Raw genomic sequence first — 16,012 nt, 5'->3', positions numbered from 1 at the left:
GGCCGCGGGGGTGTCCCCGAGGCGGCGAGTCGATGAGCCCTCCGCAGGCCCCTAGTCCAGCCCGCGCGCCGCCAGCTCGTCCTCGTCCAGCCCGAGGAAGTGCCCGACCTCGTGGATCAGGGTGACGCCGATCTGCTCCTCGAGCTCGGCCCGCGAGCCGACCGCCCGCTCCAGGTTGCGCTGGTACAGGACGATGGCCGAGGGCAGGTGGCTCCAGGGATCCGAGGAGACCTTCTGGCCGTAGGGCGCGCCGCGGAAGAGCCCCAGGATGGTGGGGGAGAGGGGGGGCTCGGAGCCGGCGAGGTCGTCGTCGGAGGGCAGGTCCTCCACCGTGATGGGCACGTTGGCGAGGTAGCGGCGCACCTGCTCCGGGATGTCGAGGAGCGCCGCCTCCACCAGCCCGTCGAACTCGGCGCGGGACACGCTGACGGGGCGCGGGAAGGCCTGCGGATCGAGGCGGCGGGCCCGCTCGAAGCGCCGCGTCGCCTCGGCCTGGTCCCCGCGCCGCTCGGCCAGCAGCCCGAGCTGGTGGTGGGCCCAGGCCTCCTCGGGCGCCCGGGCCAGCACGTCCTCGAGCTGGGCCCGCGCCTCGTCGAAGCGGGAGAGCTCGCTGAGGGCGAAGGCACGCTCCAGCCTGGCGTCGAGGTGGTCGGGAGCCAGCGCCAGCGCCTCGTCGAGGCGCGCCAGGGCGGTGGCCGGATCGGCCAGCTCGGTGAGGGCCGAGCCCTCCAGCCAGCGCAGGTCGGCCTCCAGGTCGCGCAGCCCGTGCTGGCGGGCCGCCCTGGCGCCGGCGCGGGCCAGCGCGACGGCCCGCTCCAGGTCGCCCTCGTCGAGCGCCGCGGCGGCGGCCGAGAAGCGGGGGTCGACCTCGGGCTCGTCGCGCTGGGGCATGGGGCGGAGAGTCTAGCGCGGCGCCGGCGCGGTCGCCGGGCGGCCGAGGCGCCGCCGGAGGTCCGGGAGGGGCGCGCCCTCGGGCCGCTCAGCGCTCGCGCGAGGGCGGCAGGTCCCTCGAGGCCATGTAGACCACGTTGCGGGTGGTCCGCTTGCCCCGGTACATGGCGCGGTCGGCCAGGTCGATGATCTCCGACTTGCCGGCGGCGTGCTCCGGGTAGCTGGCCAGCCCGATCGAGGCGGTGATGCGCACCGGGGTGGCCTCGCGCGACAGGAAGCGGTGGTCCTCGATGGCCCGCCGGATGCGCTCCGCCACCTTGAGGCCGCCGCCCGAGTCGATGCCCACCAGCAGCACCACGTACTCGTCGCCGCCGTAGCGGACCAGCACGTCCTCGTCGCGCACGCAGGACCGCAGCATCCGCGCCACCTCCACCAGGAGGCGCGAGCCGGACAGGTGGCCGTGCTGGTCGTTGACCGCCTTGAAGTGGTCCACGTCCATGAAGAGCAGCGTGAAGGGGCGGCCGCTGGCCAGCTCGCGGTCCAGCACCACGTCGAGGTAGCGGGTGTTGTACAGGCGGGTCAGGTCGTCGAGGTAGGCGAGGTGCTCCACCTGCTTGAGCCGGCCCAGGTTGCGCAGCGCCAGCCCCAGGTGCCGGCACAGGAAGGTGGCGCTGGCCAGCCGATCGGACGACGGCGGCGCGGTGACCAGCGAGATGGCCGCGCCGATCAGGCCGGCCTCGTCGAGCACCGGCAGGCACAGGGCGTGGGTGGCGTCGCCGGGCCAGGAGACGTCCGGCAGGGTGACGGTGGCCACGCCGCGGTCGGCCAGCGCCGGCAGGGCGTCGCGCACCGCGGTGAGCGCGGTGGCGGCGGCCTGGTACTCCAGCCAGTGGGCGCCGGAGAGCACCCAGCTGCCGTCGCTGGAGATCTCGGCCAGCAGGCTGGCGGTGCCGGCGGTCTCGCTGACCACCGCCGCCAGCGCCATGGGCACCAGCCGGTCGCGGTCCAGCGTGGCGGCCAGCCGCTGGCAGGTCTCGAAGAGCTTGAGGTGGGCCCGCAGCGACATGTTCTCGGCCAGCAGCGCCCGGGTCGACAGGCTGCGCTGCACGGCGTGCTGCAGCGCCTCCGGGGTGACGGGCTTCACCAGGTAGTCGGAGGCGCCCGACTTCATGGCGCGCACGGCCGGGTCCACCTTGTCGAGGGCGGTGATGACCACCACCTCGAGGTTCGGGTCGAGCTGCTTGGCCGAGGAGAGCAGGTCGAGCCCCGAGGAGCCCGGCAGGATCACGTCGGTGAGCAGCACGTCGAAGCGGCGACGGCCCAGGATGCCGAGGGCGGCCTCGGCGTCGGCCGCCACCTCCACCTCGTAGCCGGCCGCCCGGAGGTAGTCGGAGTACACCGTCCGGGCGAAGCGCTCGTCGTCGACGAGCAGGACCGCGTGGGCCATTTCGACCCAAGGTATATCATGGTCCGGTGAGCTCCCTCCCGTCCGAGCGCAAGGCGCTGCTGTTCTCGGTGGGCGGCGTCCGGCTGGCCCTGCGCCTCTCCCAGGTCCGGGAGATCCTGGAGGTGGCGGCGGGGGAGGTGGAGGTGGTGGCGCGCGGCGAGCCGCTGCCGTCGGCCTACGTCTCCACGGTGCTCGGCCTGCCCGGCGGGCCGGCCCGCTACGCCCTGGTCACCGAGGCCTCGCCCCGCTCGGCGCTGCGGGTGGAGGCGCTGCACGGCATCGTGGACCTCTCCGCCGCCGAGGTCTTCCAGCTGCCGGTCCACACCATCGTGCCGCAGCCCTCCCCCTATGCCGGGGCGCTGGTGGCGGGCGGGCAGGTGGCGCTGGAGCTGGCGGTCTCCTCGCTGGGGTTCGCCCCCATCGAGCCGGCCCAGGACCTGGGTGAGCCGCCCCCGTCGCTGGGCCCCTGGCTGGAGCGGGAGATCCGCTTCGCCCGGGGTGGGCTCACCTTCGGGGTCCCGCTGTCGATCCTGGTCCAGGTGCTGGAGTCGCCGCGGCTGGCGCCGGTGCCGCTCACCCCGCCATCCCACCGGGGGCTGCTCCACCACGGGCGCGCGCTCCACACGGTGGTGGACGTCGGCGTGCTCTACGGGGAGCCGCCCGCGGCCACGCCACGGCAGGTGCTGCTGCTCGACGCCGGCGGCGCCGGCGTGGGCGTGGCCGCCGACCGGGTGCTCGCCGTGGGGGAGGGGAGCGGGGCCGAGGACGTCCTGCGCCCGCCCTGGGATGCGCTCTTCGGGGGCACGTAGGCGCGCGTAAGCACTCGAAAATCTTGACACTCGGGAGAGTGGGGCGGTACTCCACAGGGGCCACTTCCACGCCTGGAACCCGCCATGCCCAAGACCCTGCTCCTCGCGGACGACTCCATCACCATCCAGAAGGTGGTGGCCATCACGTTCGCCAACGAGGACTACGCCGTCACGGCGGTCGACAACGGCGAGGACGCGCTGACGCGGGCCCGCGCGCTGCGGCCCGACGTGATCCTCCTCGACGTGGTGATGCCGAAGAAGAACGGCTACGAGGTCTGCCAGGCGCTCAAGGCCGACCCGGCGCTGGCCCCGGTGCCGGTGATCCTGCTGGCCGGCACCTTCGAGGCGTTCGACGAGGCGCGCGCCCACGCCGTGGGCTGCGACGCCTTCCTGCAGAAGCCCTTCGAGAGCCAGGCGCTCATCAACAAGGTGCGCGAGCTGGTGGAGGGCGCGGCGCCGGTGGCCACGCCCGGGGTCATCTCCTTCGCGCGGCCCGCCGAGGTGGCCCCCGCCCCGCCCGCCCCGGCGCCGGCCGTTCCTTCACCGAGCGTGACGGCTCCGCCCGCCGCGGCCCGTCCGCCGGCGCCTGCCGCGCCGCGCCCGGCCGCCACGCCCGCCGCCGCCCCCATGGGCCTGCGCCCGCTGACCGGCGCGGCGCCGCCGCCCGGCGCCCGCCCGCCGCCCGGCGCCGTCCCCCCGCCCGGCGCGCGTCCGCCCGGCGGTGCCGTCCCCCCACCCGGCGCGCGCCCGCCGGCCGGTGCCGTGCCGCCGCCCGGCGCGCGCCCGCCGCCCGGCGCCGTTCCGCCGCTGGGCGCCCGCCCTCCTGCCGGCGCCGTGCCGCCACCCGGCGCCCGGCCTCCTCCCGGCGCCGCGCCGCCGCCCGGCGCTCGTCCGCCGACCGGCGCCGTGCCGCCGCCCGGCGCGCGCCCGCCCGCCGGCGCCGCCCCGCCGTTCGCGGCTCGGCCGCCCGGCGCGCCCCTCCCTGCGCCCGCCGCCCGGCCGTCCGCCTCGCCGCCCGCCGGCGTCTTCCCGCCGCCCGCGGCCCGCCCGCTGGCCCCGCCGGCGGTCGCGCCGCGCCCTGCCGCGCCGCCCGCGCCGCGCCCCGATCCCTTCGGCCTCGGCGTCCCGGCCGCGCCCGCCACGCCGCCGCGCCCGGCCGCGCCGGCCCGGCCGCCCGAGGACGACTGGAGCGACGTGGACGTGTCGGCCGAGGCCGCGCCCCGCGCCGCCAGGACCGTCCTCCCGCCCGCCCCCCCGCTGACGCCGCCCGCGCTCGACCTGCTCGACTTCGAGCCGGAGCCCGGCGCGCCAGAGCCCGCTGCGGCCGCGCCGGAGCCCATCGAGATCGCCGAGGAGGACGGGCTGGCCGAGCTCGAGCTCGCCCCCATGCACGAGTTCGTGCCGCCGGTCACCGCCACCGGTCACCAGCCGGAGCCCGAGGCGCCCGCGCCGGCCCCGGTCGTCGCGGCGGCGCCGCCGGCCGCCTCGGCGGCCCCCTCCGCCCCCACGCCCACCGCCGCGCCGGTGGTGGTCCAGGGGGCCGCAGGCGTCACGCCGGGCGGCGCCAGCGGCGTCGACGGCGGCGAGGCGGCGCTGCGGGAGGCGCTCTCCCGGGCCTCGCGCGAGGTCATCGAGCGGGTGGTCTGGGAGGTGGTCCCCCAGCTCGCCGAGACCATCATCCGAGAGAACCTCGACCGGCTCGTCAAGGCCCGCCAGGGCTGACGAGGGCGCCGGACCGCACGACCCAACCCGCGCCCCGCCGGCCGGCCGCCGGCGCCCGTGGCGCCCGGAGCAGACGTGGAACAGAACGCCGACGAGACCAAGAGCGCGCTCGCCAAGGGCTACGAGCACCAGGAGGTGGAGGCGCGCTGGTACGCCTTCTGGAAGGGGCGCGGCTACTTCCACGGCGACGAACACGACACCACCCGGCCGGCCTTCTCCATCGTGCTGCCGCCGCCCAACGTGACCGGCTCCTTGCACCTCGGCCACGCCCTCACCGCCACCCTGCAGGACGTCCTGATCCGCTGGAAGCGGCTCTCCGGCTTCAACACCATGTGGCTCCCCGGCACCGACCACGCCGGCATCGCCACCCAGATGGTGGTGGAGAAGGAGCTGAAGCGCACCGAGAAGAAGAGCCGCCACGACCTGGGGCGCGAGGAGTTCCTGAAGCGCGTCTGGGCCTGGAAGGAGCAGTACGGCTCGCGCATCGGGCAGCAGCACCAGGCGCTGGGCGCCGCCCTCGACTGGGAGCGCGAGCGCTTCACCATGGACGAGGGGCTCTCCCGGGCGGTGCGCGAGGTCTTCGTGCGCCTGCACGAGGAGGGGCTCATCTACCGGGAGAAGAAGCTCATCAACTGGTGCCCGGACTGCCGCACGGCGCTCTCCGACCTCGAGGTGGAGCACGAGGAGGGGCACCCCGGCGAGCTGTGGAGCTTCGCCTACCCGCTGGCGGCCGGCGGCGGCGAGATCGTGGTGGCCACCACCCGCCCGGAGACCATGCTGGGCGACACCGCGGTGGCGGTCCACCCGGACGACGAGCGCTACCGCGCGCTGGTGGGCCAGCGGGTGCGCCACCCGCTGACCGGCCGCGAGTTCCCCATCGTGGCCGACGGGATCCTGGTCGACATGGCCTTCGGCACCGGCGCCGTCAAGGTGACGCCGGCCCACGACTTCAACGACTTCGAGGTGGGCAAGCGCCACGGGCTGGAGTTCCTCACCGTCATCGGCCTGGACGGCAAGATGACGGCGGCGGCCGGGCCGGTGGCCGGGCTCGATCGCTTCGAGGCCCGCAGGGAGGTCAAGCGCCTGCTCGAGGAGCAGGGGCTGGCCCGCGGCGCGAAGCCCAACCCCATGGCGCTGGGGCGCTGCCAGCGCTCCCAGACGGTGCTGGAGCCCCTCCTCTCCGACCAGTGGTACGTGAAGATCGCGCCGCTCGCCAGGCCGGCCATCGAGGCGGTGGAGCAGGGGCGGACCCGGTTCGTCCCGGAGCAGTGGACCAACACCTACATGGCGTGGATGCGCGACATCCACGACTGGTGCATCAGCCGCCAGCTCTGGTGGGGCCACCAGATCCCGGCCTGGTACTGCCCGGAGGGCCACGTCACCGTGGCGCGCCAGGCGCCGGCCGCCTGCTCGACCTGCGGCGCCACCGCGCTGCGCCAGGACGAGGACGTGCTCGACACCTGGTTCTCCTCCGGCCTGTGGCCCTTCTCCACCATGGGCTGGCCGGACCAGACCGCCACCCTCAGGACCTTCTACCCGACCTCCGTCATGGAGACCGGGCACGACATCATCTTCTTCTGGGTGGCCCGGATGATGATGATGGGCCTGCACTTCATGGGCGAGGTGCCCTTCAAGACCGTCTACCTCCACCCCATGGTGCGCGACGCCAAGGGCCAGAAGATGTCGAAGACCAAGGGGAACGTCATCGACCCCCTGGAGATCACCGGCAAGTACGGCGCCGACGCGCTGCGCTTCACGCTGGCCGCGCTCACCGCCCAGGGGCGCGACATCAAGCTGGCCAACGAGCGCATCGAGGGGTACCGCGCCTTCGCCAACAAGCTCTGGAACGCCTCGCGCTTCGCCCTCATGAACCTGGAGGGCCATGAGGATCGCGGCCTCGATCCGCTGGCCGCCGCCAGCGGGGCGGCCGACCGCTGGATCCTGGCGCGGCTGCAGGCCGCCGTGAACGGCACGGTGGAGGCGCTGACGGCCTTCCGCTTCAACGACGCCGCCAACACCGTCTACCACTTCGTCTGGCACGAGCTCTGCGACTGGTACATCGAGCTGGCCAAGGAGGCCTTCTACGGCGACGACCCGGCCCGCAAGGCCGGGACGCAGGTGGTGCTGGTGCACTGCCTGAAGACCTCCTACCTGCTGCTCCACCCCTTCATGCCCTTCATCACCGAGGAGCTGTGGAGCGTGCTGCGCGCCGAGGTGAAGGCGGAGGCCTGGCCCGACTCGATCATGGCGGGCCGCTACCCCGAGGTCGGCCCGGTGGACGAGGCGGCCGTCTCGGCCTTCGGCCCGGTGCTGGGCATCATCGACGCCCTGCGCAACCTGCGCGGCGAGATGGGCATCCCCTTCAAGGTGCCGCTCGGCGAGGGCCTGCCGGTGCACGTGGCGGTGACCGACGCGGCGGTGCACGCGCTGCTCACCTCCGGCGAGGAGAAGCGGGTGGCGCGCCTGGCCGGCCTGGCCGGCCTGCGGGTGCACCGGGCGGCCGCCACGCCCCACGCGCCGCAGTCGGCGGTGATGGTGGGGGCCGGCTTCGAGGTGCGGGTGCCGCTCCTCGGGGTCATCGACCTGGCCGCCGAGACGGCCCGCATCGACAAGGAGCTGGCCAAGGTGGACGCCGACCTGGCGCTCCTGGAGAAGAAGCTCGCCAACCCGACCTTCGTGGAGCGGGCGCCGGCCGAGGTGGTCGCCAAGGACCGGGCCCGGGTGGCCGAGCTGCACCAGACCAAGCTGAAGCTGACGAACCACCGCGCCATGATGCGTGGCGCGGACACCGAGGAGAGGGAGGAAACACCCATGGAGACGACGCCCCCCAGCAGCCCGCCCACCACCCCCACGCCCGCCGCTCCGGCGCCGGCCCCCACCACGCTCGAGAAGGCCGAGCAGGTGGGTGAGAAGGTCGTCGAGAAGGTCCAGGAGGCCGTCGCGGCCGTCAAGGCCGAGGCCAAGGTCATCCGGAAGGCCGTCAAGGCCGAGGTGAAGGTCATCCAGAAGACGGCCACCAGGGCCCGCAAGGCCGTGAAGAAGGCGGTGGCCTCGGGCCCGGAAGGCCGCCGCCAAGGCCGGCGCCAAGGTGAAGAAGGCCGTGGCCAAGGCCGGCAAGAAGGCGGCGCCGAAGAAGGCCGCCAGGAAGCCGGCCCGGAAGATGGCGCCCATGAAGGCCGCCAAGAAGGCGGTCAAGAAGGTCGCCAAGAAGGTCGCCAAGAAGGCCAAGAAGTAGGAGCGGCGATGCCCCGCCTCTCTCCGCACGCCGAGCGGCTCCTCGACCTGGCCCTCGAGGAGGATCTCCTCCTCGGCGACGCCACCAGCGAGGCCACCCTCGACGCCCACGCCACCGGCGCTGCCCGGTTCCTCGCCAAGGAGGGGCTGGTCCTGGCCGGCACGGCGGTGGCGGTGCGGGTCTTCGAGCGGCTCGGGGCGGCCTGCCGCTTCGAGTGCGAGGACGGCGACAGGCTGGAGGCCGGGGCCTGGTTCGGTCGGGCCGAGGGGTCGGTGCGCGCGCTGCTGGCGGCGGAGCGCACCGCCCTCAACTTCCTGCAGCGCCTCTCCGGCGTGGCCACCGCCACCCGCCGCTGCGTCGACGCGCTCGAGGCCGGCGGCGGGCGCACCCGCCTGCTCGACACCCGCAAGACCACGCCGGGCTGGCGCCTGCTGGAGAAGGCGGCGGTGCGGGCCGGCGGGGGCACCAACCACCGCGTCTCGCTGGGGGACGGCATCCTCATCAAGGACAACCACGTGGCCGCCTGCGGCGGCGTGGCCGAGGCGGTGCGGCGGGCCACGGCGCGGGCCGGCGCCATGCTGCGCATCGAGGTGGAGGTGGTGGACCTGCCCGGCCTCACGGCCGCGGTGGCCGCCGGCGCCGACATCGTCCTGCTCGACAACATGGACGACGCCACCATGGCCGAGGCGGTCCGCCTGGCCGCCGGCCGGGTCAAGCTGGAGGCCTCCGGCAACATGACGCTGGAGCGGCTGCCCCGGGTGGCCGCCACCGGCGTGGACTACGTCTCGATGGGCGCCATCACGCACTCGGCCCGGGCGGTGGACATCTCGCTCGAGCTGGCCTGAGCCGGTCCCGTCAACCGACCGGGGTGGCCACGCCCACCACCACCAGGGCCGGCCGACCGGCCGGGAGCCACTCGGCGTCGAGCTCGGTCCAGTCGCGGATGCGCCAGCCGATGGCCGGGTCGAGGGTCACGAACCGGCCCCGGTCCGGGTGCGCCGCCACCACCACCTCGTAGTGGCGCCTGGCCTTGCCCAGCGAGACCGGGACGTGCAGCCCCACGATGATCGGCCGGCTGGCCCTGAGCTCGTGCAGCAGGGTGTCGCGGTCGGCGGCCACCGCGAAGGCGGTCAGCCCGAGCGCCCGCGCCTGGTCCCGCAGGTCGCCGAGCCGGGCGGCCTGCGGTGGCGCCTCCGGCGCCGGGGCCGACGCCAGGGCCGCGGGGGCCACCGCCCAGCGTCCGGCCACCATGGCCAGCGCGGCGGCCCCGCAGTCCTGCTCGCCCGCCTGGCGGACCAGGGGGGTCGGCGCGGCGGTGAGCCAGCCCGGTTCGGCGGCGAGGCGGGCCGGGTCGAACGCCCGCGAACGTCCGCCGAACGAGGCGCAGCCGGTGGCGCACAGGAGCGCCAGCGCCGCTGCGGTGGAGCGATTGGTCACAGGATGACGACGATGAGGAGGACGATGAGCAGCACGACGACGACGCCGCTGCCGATGACCAGGGTGCCGTCGCCGCCCTTGAACTCGGCGGCCGACTTGTCGGCGGCCTCCTGCGAGGCGTAGCGATCCGCGTCGCTGGTGGGCGGGGCCTCGGGCGCGGTGGCCGGCTCCTGGGTGGTGGTGGTCTGGGTGGGGTCCTGCGGCGCGGCGGAGGCCGTCAGCGGTGCGGCGAGGGCCAGGGCGGCCGAGGCGAGGAGGGCGGAGAGGCGAGGAGCGTTGCGCATGGCGTGGCCTTTCGTGGGATGGCCGGACGAGCTGTTGTCGTCCGTGATCCCAGGGAGAGCAACGTTCGGGCCAGCCGCCGGGCCGGTGCGGCGCGGCCGGGCGGCGCGGCCACGGCTCAGGCCGGGCGCCGCCGCACCGGACGGGCCAGGTTCTCCTGGACCCGGAACCGCGCCATCCGCCCGATCAGGCCGAGCGGCAGCGGGCGATCCAGCGGGAACTGGACCGACCCCGTGGCGAAGGCGTACGGCGCCAGCTCCTCCCGGAACGCGGCGATGCCGGAGGGGCCGGGGTAGAAGCCGACGTGCCTGGCGTAGCCCGCGTAGTGCACCAGGTTGCCGTTCAGCGTGAAGGTGGGGACCCCGTAGGCCACCTTCTCCTCCGCGTCCGGGGCGGCCCGCCGCACCGCCGCCCGCACCTGCTCCAGGCGCGCGCGGGTGTCGCCGGTGAACCTGGCGAGGTACCTCTCGATCTCCGGCGGGGTCGCCTGGACTGCCCTCCTCGCCGCCATGCCTGCCTCCCGACGCGCCTCGTCCGTCGATGACCGGAGGGGCCCATTCTGCGGGTGCGCGGGGAAGTCGAGTCACGGACGGGGGGCGTCCCGGTCCCGAACCAGACCCGGGCCGAGGCGCCCCCTCACCCCGGCCCTCTCCCCCACGGTGTGGGGGAGAGGGTGAGCAGAGCGCCCCGGCCCCGGCCCCGGCCCCGACCGCGACCGCGACCTCGACCCCGGCCCCGGCCCCGACCCCGGCCCCGACCCCGGCCCCGACCCCGGCCCCGACCCCGGCCCCGGCCGAGGCGCCCCCTCACCCCGGCCCTCTCCCCCAGCCACCTGGGGGAGAGGGTGAACTGAGCGCCCCGGCCCCGGCCCGCGTTGACACCCTCGGGCCGGCCCGCCGACAATCGCCAGCGCCCATGCCCGAGCCGACGCAGTCCGGCAGCGAGGAGCTGGTCCTGGCCTTCCTGGCCGAGGCCGGCGACGAGGTGGTGTCGGGCGAGGCCATCTCCGACAAGCTCGGCCTGACCCGCGCCGCGGTCTGGAAGCACGTCGAGGCGCTGCGCGGCCAGGGCTACCGCATCGACGCGGTGGCCACCCGCGGCTACCGGCTGGTGGCGGTGCCGGACCGGCTGCGGGCCCTGGAGCTGCGGCCGCTCCTCAACACCCACGACGTGGGGCAGGTGCTCCACTGCCACGAGGAGCTCGGCTCCACCAACGACGAGGCCAAGGCCCTGGCGGACGACGGGGCCGAGCACGGCGAGGTGGTGGTGGCCGAGCGGCAGACCGACGGGCGCGGGCGGCGCGGGCGCGGCTGGGTCTCGCCGGCCCGGCGCAACGTGGCCTTCTCGGTGGTGCTGCGGCCCGAGGGGCTGGCGCCGGTGCGGGCGCCCGAGGCCACCCTGGTGGCGGCGGTGGCCATCTGCGAGGCGCTGCGCCACTCCGGCGTCGACGCCGGCATCAAGTGGCCCAACGACCTGCTGGTGGGCGGCCGCAAGATCGCCGGCATCCTGGCCGAGCTGTCGGCCGAGAGCGACCTGGTGCACTGGCTGGTGGTCGGCGTGGGGGTCAACGTCAACACCCGCGCCGAGGACTTCCCGCCCGAGCTGCGCGGCGAGGCCACCAGCCTGCTGCTGGAGCGGCAGCACCCGGCCCCGCGGGCCCTCTTCCTGGTGGCCTGCCTCACCGCGCTGGAGGATTGGTACGACCGCTGGCTGGAGGAGGGCTTCGAGCCCATCCGGCAGGCCTGGCGGGAGCGCTCGGTGACGCTGGGGCGCCAGGTCACGGTGCGGACCGACGGGGCCACCCTGACCGGCCTGGCCGAGGACATCGACGAGGCGGGGGCGCTGCTGGTGCGCACCGCCGACGGCCTGCAGCGGGTCCACTCGGGCGACGTGGCGCTGCTGCGCCCGGCCTGAGGCCGGCCCCGCCGGCGGCCACGCCGCACCGCGTTGACCGCCCTTCGGGGCGCGGCTAGTCTCGCGCCGTGCTCCTGGCCATCGACGTCGGCAACACCAACACCGTGCTGGGCGTGTTCGCTGGCGCCTCGCTGCGCCAGCACTGGCGCATCGAGACCAGCCACACCCGCACCGGGGACGAGTACGGCATCCTGGTGCGCCAGCTCTTCGCCTCGGTGGGGCTGGACCACGCCGCCGTCACGGCGGTGGCGGTCTCCAGCGTGGTGCCGCCGCTGGCCCTCACCCTGCACCAGATGTGCGCCCGCTACTTCGGCCTGCAGCCGCTCTTCGTCGGGCCCGGCGTCAAGACCGGCATGCCCATCCTCTACGAGAACCCGCGCGAGGTGGGGGCCGACCGGGTGGTCAACGCCGTGGCCGCCTTCGAGAGGTGGAAGGGCCCGCTCATCGTGGTGGACTTCGGCACCGCCACCACCTTCGACGCCATCACGCCCAAGGGCGAGTACCTGGGCGGCGCCATCTGCCCGGGCGTGACCATCTCCATGGAGGCGCTCTTCCGCGCCGCCTCCAAGCTGCCGCGGGTGGAGTTCGCCCGCCCGCCGCTGGTGGTCGGGCGCAACACGGTGCACTCGATGCAGAGCGGCCTGGTCTTCGGCTACGTCGGGCTGGTCGACGGCCTGTGCGCCCGCATGGCCGAGGAGCTGGGCACCAGCCCGAAGGTGGTGGCCACCGGCGGGCTGGCCGGGCTGGTGGCCGGCCTCTCCAGGGCCATCTCCGAGGTGGACGAGCACCTCACGCTGGACGGGCTGCGCCTCATCCACGAGCGGAACCGGTGAGGCCTGGCCCGTGACGACCGCCCCCCCCACGCCGGCCGAGCAGGTCGCGGCCGCCCTCGACGAGGGGCTGGCGGCCTTCGCAGTGCGCCACCTGGAGGTGGCCCACCACGCCTTCGAGCGCGCCCACCGGCTCGATCCGCGGCACCTGCGCGCCATGTCCTGGTACGGCGTCACGCTGGCCCTGGTGGAGCGCAACCTGAGCCTGGGCGCCTCGCTGTGCGAGAAGGCGCTGCGCGCCGGGGGGCTCGACGCCGAGCTGCTCCTCAACCAGGCGCGGGTCCACCTGGTGCTCCACCAGCGGGAGCGGGCGGTCAAGCTGGTGACGCGCGGCCTGGAGGCCTGGCCGGGCCACCCGGCCCTGCTGGCCGCGCTCTCGGCCCTGGGCACGCGCCGGGCCCCGGTGCTGCCGTTCCTGGACCGCGGCAACCCGCTCAACCGCCTGCTGGGGCGGCTGCGCCACCGGTGGGCGCGCCGCCACACCCACCCCTACGAGCTCTCCCCGGAGGCGCTGGGCGGTCCCGCCACCCCGGCCGCGCTGCCCGCCGCGGCGCCGCCCGCCGAGCCTCCCCGGAGCTGACCGTGTCCACCTGTCCGCTGCCCCTCGAGACCCTCCCGAAGCCGCTGCACAAGCACGCCGACGAGAAGGCGCCGCTGCCGCTCCGCATGATGGGCGCCAAGGCGCTGGTGCCCGCCACCGCCCCCTCCGACTCGGTGACGCTGCTCTACTTCCTCTCGTTCGACCCCGAGCCGGCGGTGCAGGAGGCGGCCGCCCGCACCGCCGAGGGGCTGCCCGACAAGATCTTCGGGGTGGCCCTGCGCTCGGAGGGGCTGCGCGGGCCGGTGCTGGACTGGCTGGCCGACCGGCTGGCCGCCAGCCAGCAGGCCACCGAGCTCCTGCTGCTCAACCCGTCCACCCCCGACGACACCATCGCGCGCCTGGCGCTCAACGCCTCGCAGAAGATGGGCGAGATCATCCGCCAGAACGAGCTGCGGCTGCTCCGCCACGACGCCATCATCCGGGCGCTCTGCCAGAACCCCCACGCCCTGGCCTCGACCATCGACGGCGCCTGCGACTTCTGCGTGCGCAACGGGCTGACCCTGCTCGACGTGCCGCAGCTGGTGGCGGCCCACCTGCGCGTCCACGGCGTCCACCCGGAGGGCCAGTCGGCCGACCAGGAGACCGCCGAGCGGCTCATGGCGGAGTACCGCGAGGAGCTGGCCGTGGAGGCCGAGGCGGCCGCCGGCCGGGGCCCGGAGGGCGAGGAGGAGGCCCGCAAGAAGCTCAACATGACCCAGCGGATCATGAAGATGAGCGTCTCCGAGAAGATCAAGCTGGCCACCCTCGGCAACAAGGAGGCCCGCACCATCCTGCTGCGCGACTCCAACAAGCTGGTCTGCATGGCCTCGGCCACCAGCCCGCGCATCACCGACGGCGAGATCATGGGGCTGGCCAACTCGCGGACCGTCAACGCCGACGTGCTGCGCCACATCTACTCCAACCGCGAGTTCACCAAGACCTACGCCATCAAGGTCTCGCTGGTGAAGAACCCCAAGGTGCCGTTGCCCACCGCGCTCAAGCTGCTCTTCACGCTGCAGGAGAAGGACATCAAGGACCTGGCGCGGGACCGCAACGTGCCGCAGACCATCCAGTCCCAGGCCAAGGGCTACCTGATGAAGAAGGAACAGGCCGCCAAGGCCAGCATGGACAAGAAGTAGTGAGGGTGGGGCGCGCCATCGGGCTGTCGGCGGCCACCATGGGGTCGCGGGTGCTGGGGCTGCTGCGCGACCAGCTCTTCGCGGTGCTGATCGGCGCCAACCGCTTCAGCGACGCCTTCGTGGTCGCCTTCCGCATCCCCAACCTGCTGCGGGACCTGTTCGCCGAGGGGGCGCTCTCCAGCGCCTTCGTGCCCACCTTCGCCGACGTGGCCCGCAACCGCGGGCCGGACGCGGCCCGCCGGCTGGCCGGCACGGTGGTGGCGCTGGTGCTGGTGGTGGTGGGCGCGCTGGTGCTGGCCGGAGGCCTGCTGGCCGAGCCGCTGGTGGCGGCGGTGGCCCCCGGGCTGGCGGAGCACGCCCCGCTGGCGGCGCGGCTCACCCGCATCATGATGCCCTTCCTCCTCCTGGTCTCGCTCTCGGCGGTGGCCATGGGGATCCTGAACGCCCAGGGGCGCTTCACCGCCCCGGCGGTGGCGCCGGCCCTCTTCAACGTGGGCTCGCTGGCGGTGGGCCTGGGGCTGTGGGCGGCCGGCTGGCCGCCGGAGCGGGCGGTGGTGGGCTGGTCGGTGGGCACCCTGCTGGGCGGGCTGCTGCAGCTCCTGTCGCAGGTCCCCTCGCTGCGCGCGGTGGGCGGCGTGCCGGTGCCCGGCCTGTCCCGGGCGCGGCTGGCCGACCCCGGCCTGCGCCGCATCGGGCGGCTCATGGCCGCCTCGGTGATCGGGCTGTCGGCCACCCAGGTAAACATCCTGGTCAACACCATCTTCGCCTCGCACGAGGCCGGGGCCGTCACCTGGCTGCAGATGGCCTTCCGGCTCATGCAGCTGCCGCTGGGCGTCTTCGGCGTGGCCATCGCCACCGTGGCCGGGGCCGGCGTGGCCCAGGCCGCCGCGGCGCGCGACCAGGCCGAGGTGAAGCGCACGCTGGGCGCGGCGCTCCGGCTGGTGGCCTTCCTCAACGTCCCCTCGGCGGTGGGGCTGGTGGTGGTGGGCGGGCCCATCGTCAGCCTGATCTACCAGCACGGCCGCTTCGGCCCGGCCGACGCCGCCGCCACCGCCGAGGCCCTGGCCTGCTACGCGGTGGGGCTCTACGCCTACTCGGCGGTCAAGGTGCTGGCGCCGGCCTTCTACGCCCTCGACAAGGCGCGGGTGCCGGTCATCGGCTCGGTGCTGGGCATGGTGGCCAACGTGGGCCTCAACCTGGCGCTCTACCCGGTGCTGGGCTTCCGCGGGGTGGCGCTCGGCACGTCGCTGGCCGCCGGGGTGAACCTGGCCGTGCTGCTGCTGGCCTGGCACCGGGTCTACGGCGGCCTGGGCGGCGCCGGCATCCTGGCGCAGCTGGGGCGGGTGCTGCTGGCGTCGGCCGGGCTGGCCGCGGCGGCCTGGGGCGCCGCGGCGGGCCTGGGCGCGCTGGCCGTGGCGCCCGGCCTGGGGCGCCAGCTGCTGGTCGGGCTGGCGCCGGTGGCGGTGGGCGCGCTGGTCTACTTCGGGCTGGCGCGGCTGCTGGGCATCGCCGAGCTCGGCGAGCTCGGCGCGGCGCTGCGGCGGCGCCGCCAGACCAGGGCCGGGTAGGCGGGCGCCGCCCGGCCGGGCGGGCCCGGTCCCCGGCGGCGCGACGCTACTCCAGCTTGGCGCCGGCGGCGGGCGGACGCGGCTGGGCCGGCTCGGGCGGCAGCCCCTCCTCGAGGAGCTGCAGCGCGATGGCCAGCGCCTTGCGCGCCTTGTCCCGC

General features: G+C 75.3%; 13 protein-coding genes and 1 pseudogene. 9 read left to right on the top strand and 5 right to left on the bottom strand.

Annotated elements, in window-relative coordinates; genetic code table 11:
- Positions 1-51: 51 nt before the first annotated feature.
- Together IPO09_20955 and IPO09_20950 are read right to left on the bottom strand one after the other, a co-directional pair.
- Positions 52-891 (bottom strand): metallopeptidase family protein, encoded by an 840-nt coding sequence (locus IPO09_20955; protein ID MBK9519745.1) that lies wholly within the window; start codon positions 889-891, stop codon positions 52-54.
- Between the two features lie 88 nt (positions 892-979).
- Positions 980-2,338, bottom strand: a complete 1,359-nt coding sequence (locus tag IPO09_20950; GenBank protein ID MBK9519744.1) for a diguanylate cyclase — start codon at positions 2,336-2,338, stop codon at positions 980-982.
- A 26-nt stretch (positions 2,339-2,364) separates the two neighbouring features.
- On the opposite strand from IPO09_20950, the gene IPO09_20945 reads away from it, so the two are divergent.
- The 4 genes and pseudogenes from IPO09_20945 (at position 2,365) to nadC (ending at position 8,949) form a co-directional block, all read left to right on the top strand.
- On the top strand, positions 2,365-3,147 hold the full coding sequence (locus IPO09_20945) for a chemotaxis protein CheW (protein ID MBK9519743.1): 783 nt from the start codon (positions 2,365-2,367) through the stop codon (positions 3,145-3,147).
- Positions 3,148-3,231: 84 nt separating this feature from the next.
- Entirely contained in the window at positions 3,232-4,869 is a 1,638-nt protein-coding gene (locus IPO09_20940; protein MBK9519742.1) for a response regulator, read from the top strand.
- A 75-nt stretch (positions 4,870-4,944) separates the two neighbouring features.
- Positions 4,945-8,104 (top strand): annotated as a pseudogene (locus tag IPO09_20935) (valine--tRNA ligase).
- A gap of 8 nt (positions 8,105-8,112) precedes the next feature.
- Entirely contained in the window at positions 8,113-8,949 is an 837-nt protein-coding gene (gene nadC / locus IPO09_20930; GenBank protein ID MBK9519741.1) for a carboxylating nicotinate-nucleotide diphosphorylase, read from the top strand.
- Positions 8,950-8,959: 10 nt separating this feature from the next.
- Here the strand turns inward: nadC and IPO09_20925 are convergent, their stop codons facing one another.
- From IPO09_20925 to IPO09_20915, 3 genes are all read right to left on the bottom strand, one after another.
- Positions 8,960-9,541 (bottom strand): hypothetical protein, encoded by a 582-nt coding sequence (locus IPO09_20925; protein MBK9519740.1) that lies wholly within the window; start codon positions 9,539-9,541, stop codon positions 8,960-8,962.
- Complete coding sequence (locus tag IPO09_20920) at positions 9,538-9,825, bottom strand: hypothetical protein (GenBank protein MBK9519739.1); 288 nt, start codon at positions 9,823-9,825, stop codon at positions 9,538-9,540. The genes IPO09_20925 and IPO09_20920 overlap by 4 nt, the downstream gene beginning before the upstream one ends.
- A 116-nt stretch (positions 9,826-9,941) precedes the next feature.
- On the bottom strand, positions 9,942-10,334 hold the full coding sequence (locus tag IPO09_20915) for a DUF1801 domain-containing protein (GenBank protein MBK9519738.1): 393 nt from the start codon (positions 10,332-10,334) through the stop codon (positions 9,942-9,944).
- Positions 10,335-10,738: 404 nt separating this feature from the next.
- Here IPO09_20915 and IPO09_20910 point away from each other — a divergent pair, with 404 nt between their 5' ends.
- From IPO09_20910 to murJ, 5 genes are all read left to right on the top strand, one after another.
- Positions 10,739-11,737: a biotin--[acetyl-CoA-carboxylase] ligase gene (locus IPO09_20910; GenBank protein MBK9519737.1), complete on the top strand. Its 999-nt coding sequence runs from the start codon at positions 10,739-10,741 to the stop codon at positions 11,735-11,737.
- A 68-nt stretch (positions 11,738-11,805) separates the two neighbouring features.
- On the top strand, positions 11,806-12,570 hold the full coding sequence (locus IPO09_20905) for a type III pantothenate kinase (GenBank protein MBK9519736.1): 765 nt from the start codon (positions 11,806-11,808) through the stop codon (positions 12,568-12,570).
- 10 nt (positions 12,571-12,580) lie between these two features.
- Entirely contained in the window at positions 12,581-13,147 is a 567-nt protein-coding gene (locus tag IPO09_20900; protein ID MBK9519735.1) for a tetratricopeptide repeat protein, read from the top strand.
- 2 nt (positions 13,148-13,149) lie between these two features.
- Positions 13,150-14,286 (top strand): hypothetical protein, encoded by a 1,137-nt coding sequence (locus IPO09_20895; GenBank protein MBK9519734.1) that lies wholly within the window; start codon positions 13,150-13,152, stop codon positions 14,284-14,286.
- Between the two features lie 38 nt (positions 14,287-14,324).
- Positions 14,325-15,854, top strand: a complete 1,530-nt coding sequence (murJ, locus tag IPO09_20890; protein ID MBK9519733.1) for a murein biosynthesis integral membrane protein MurJ — start codon at positions 14,325-14,327, stop codon at positions 15,852-15,854.
- Positions 15,855-16,012: the final 158 nt, after the last annotated feature.

Origin of the sequence: Anaeromyxobacter sp., from assembly GCA_016718565.1 — a bacterium.
Classification (GTDB): Bacteria; Myxococcota; Myxococcia; order Myxococcales; family Anaeromyxobacteraceae; genus JADKCZ01.
This window is presented reverse-complemented; position numbering and strand designations above follow the sequence as displayed.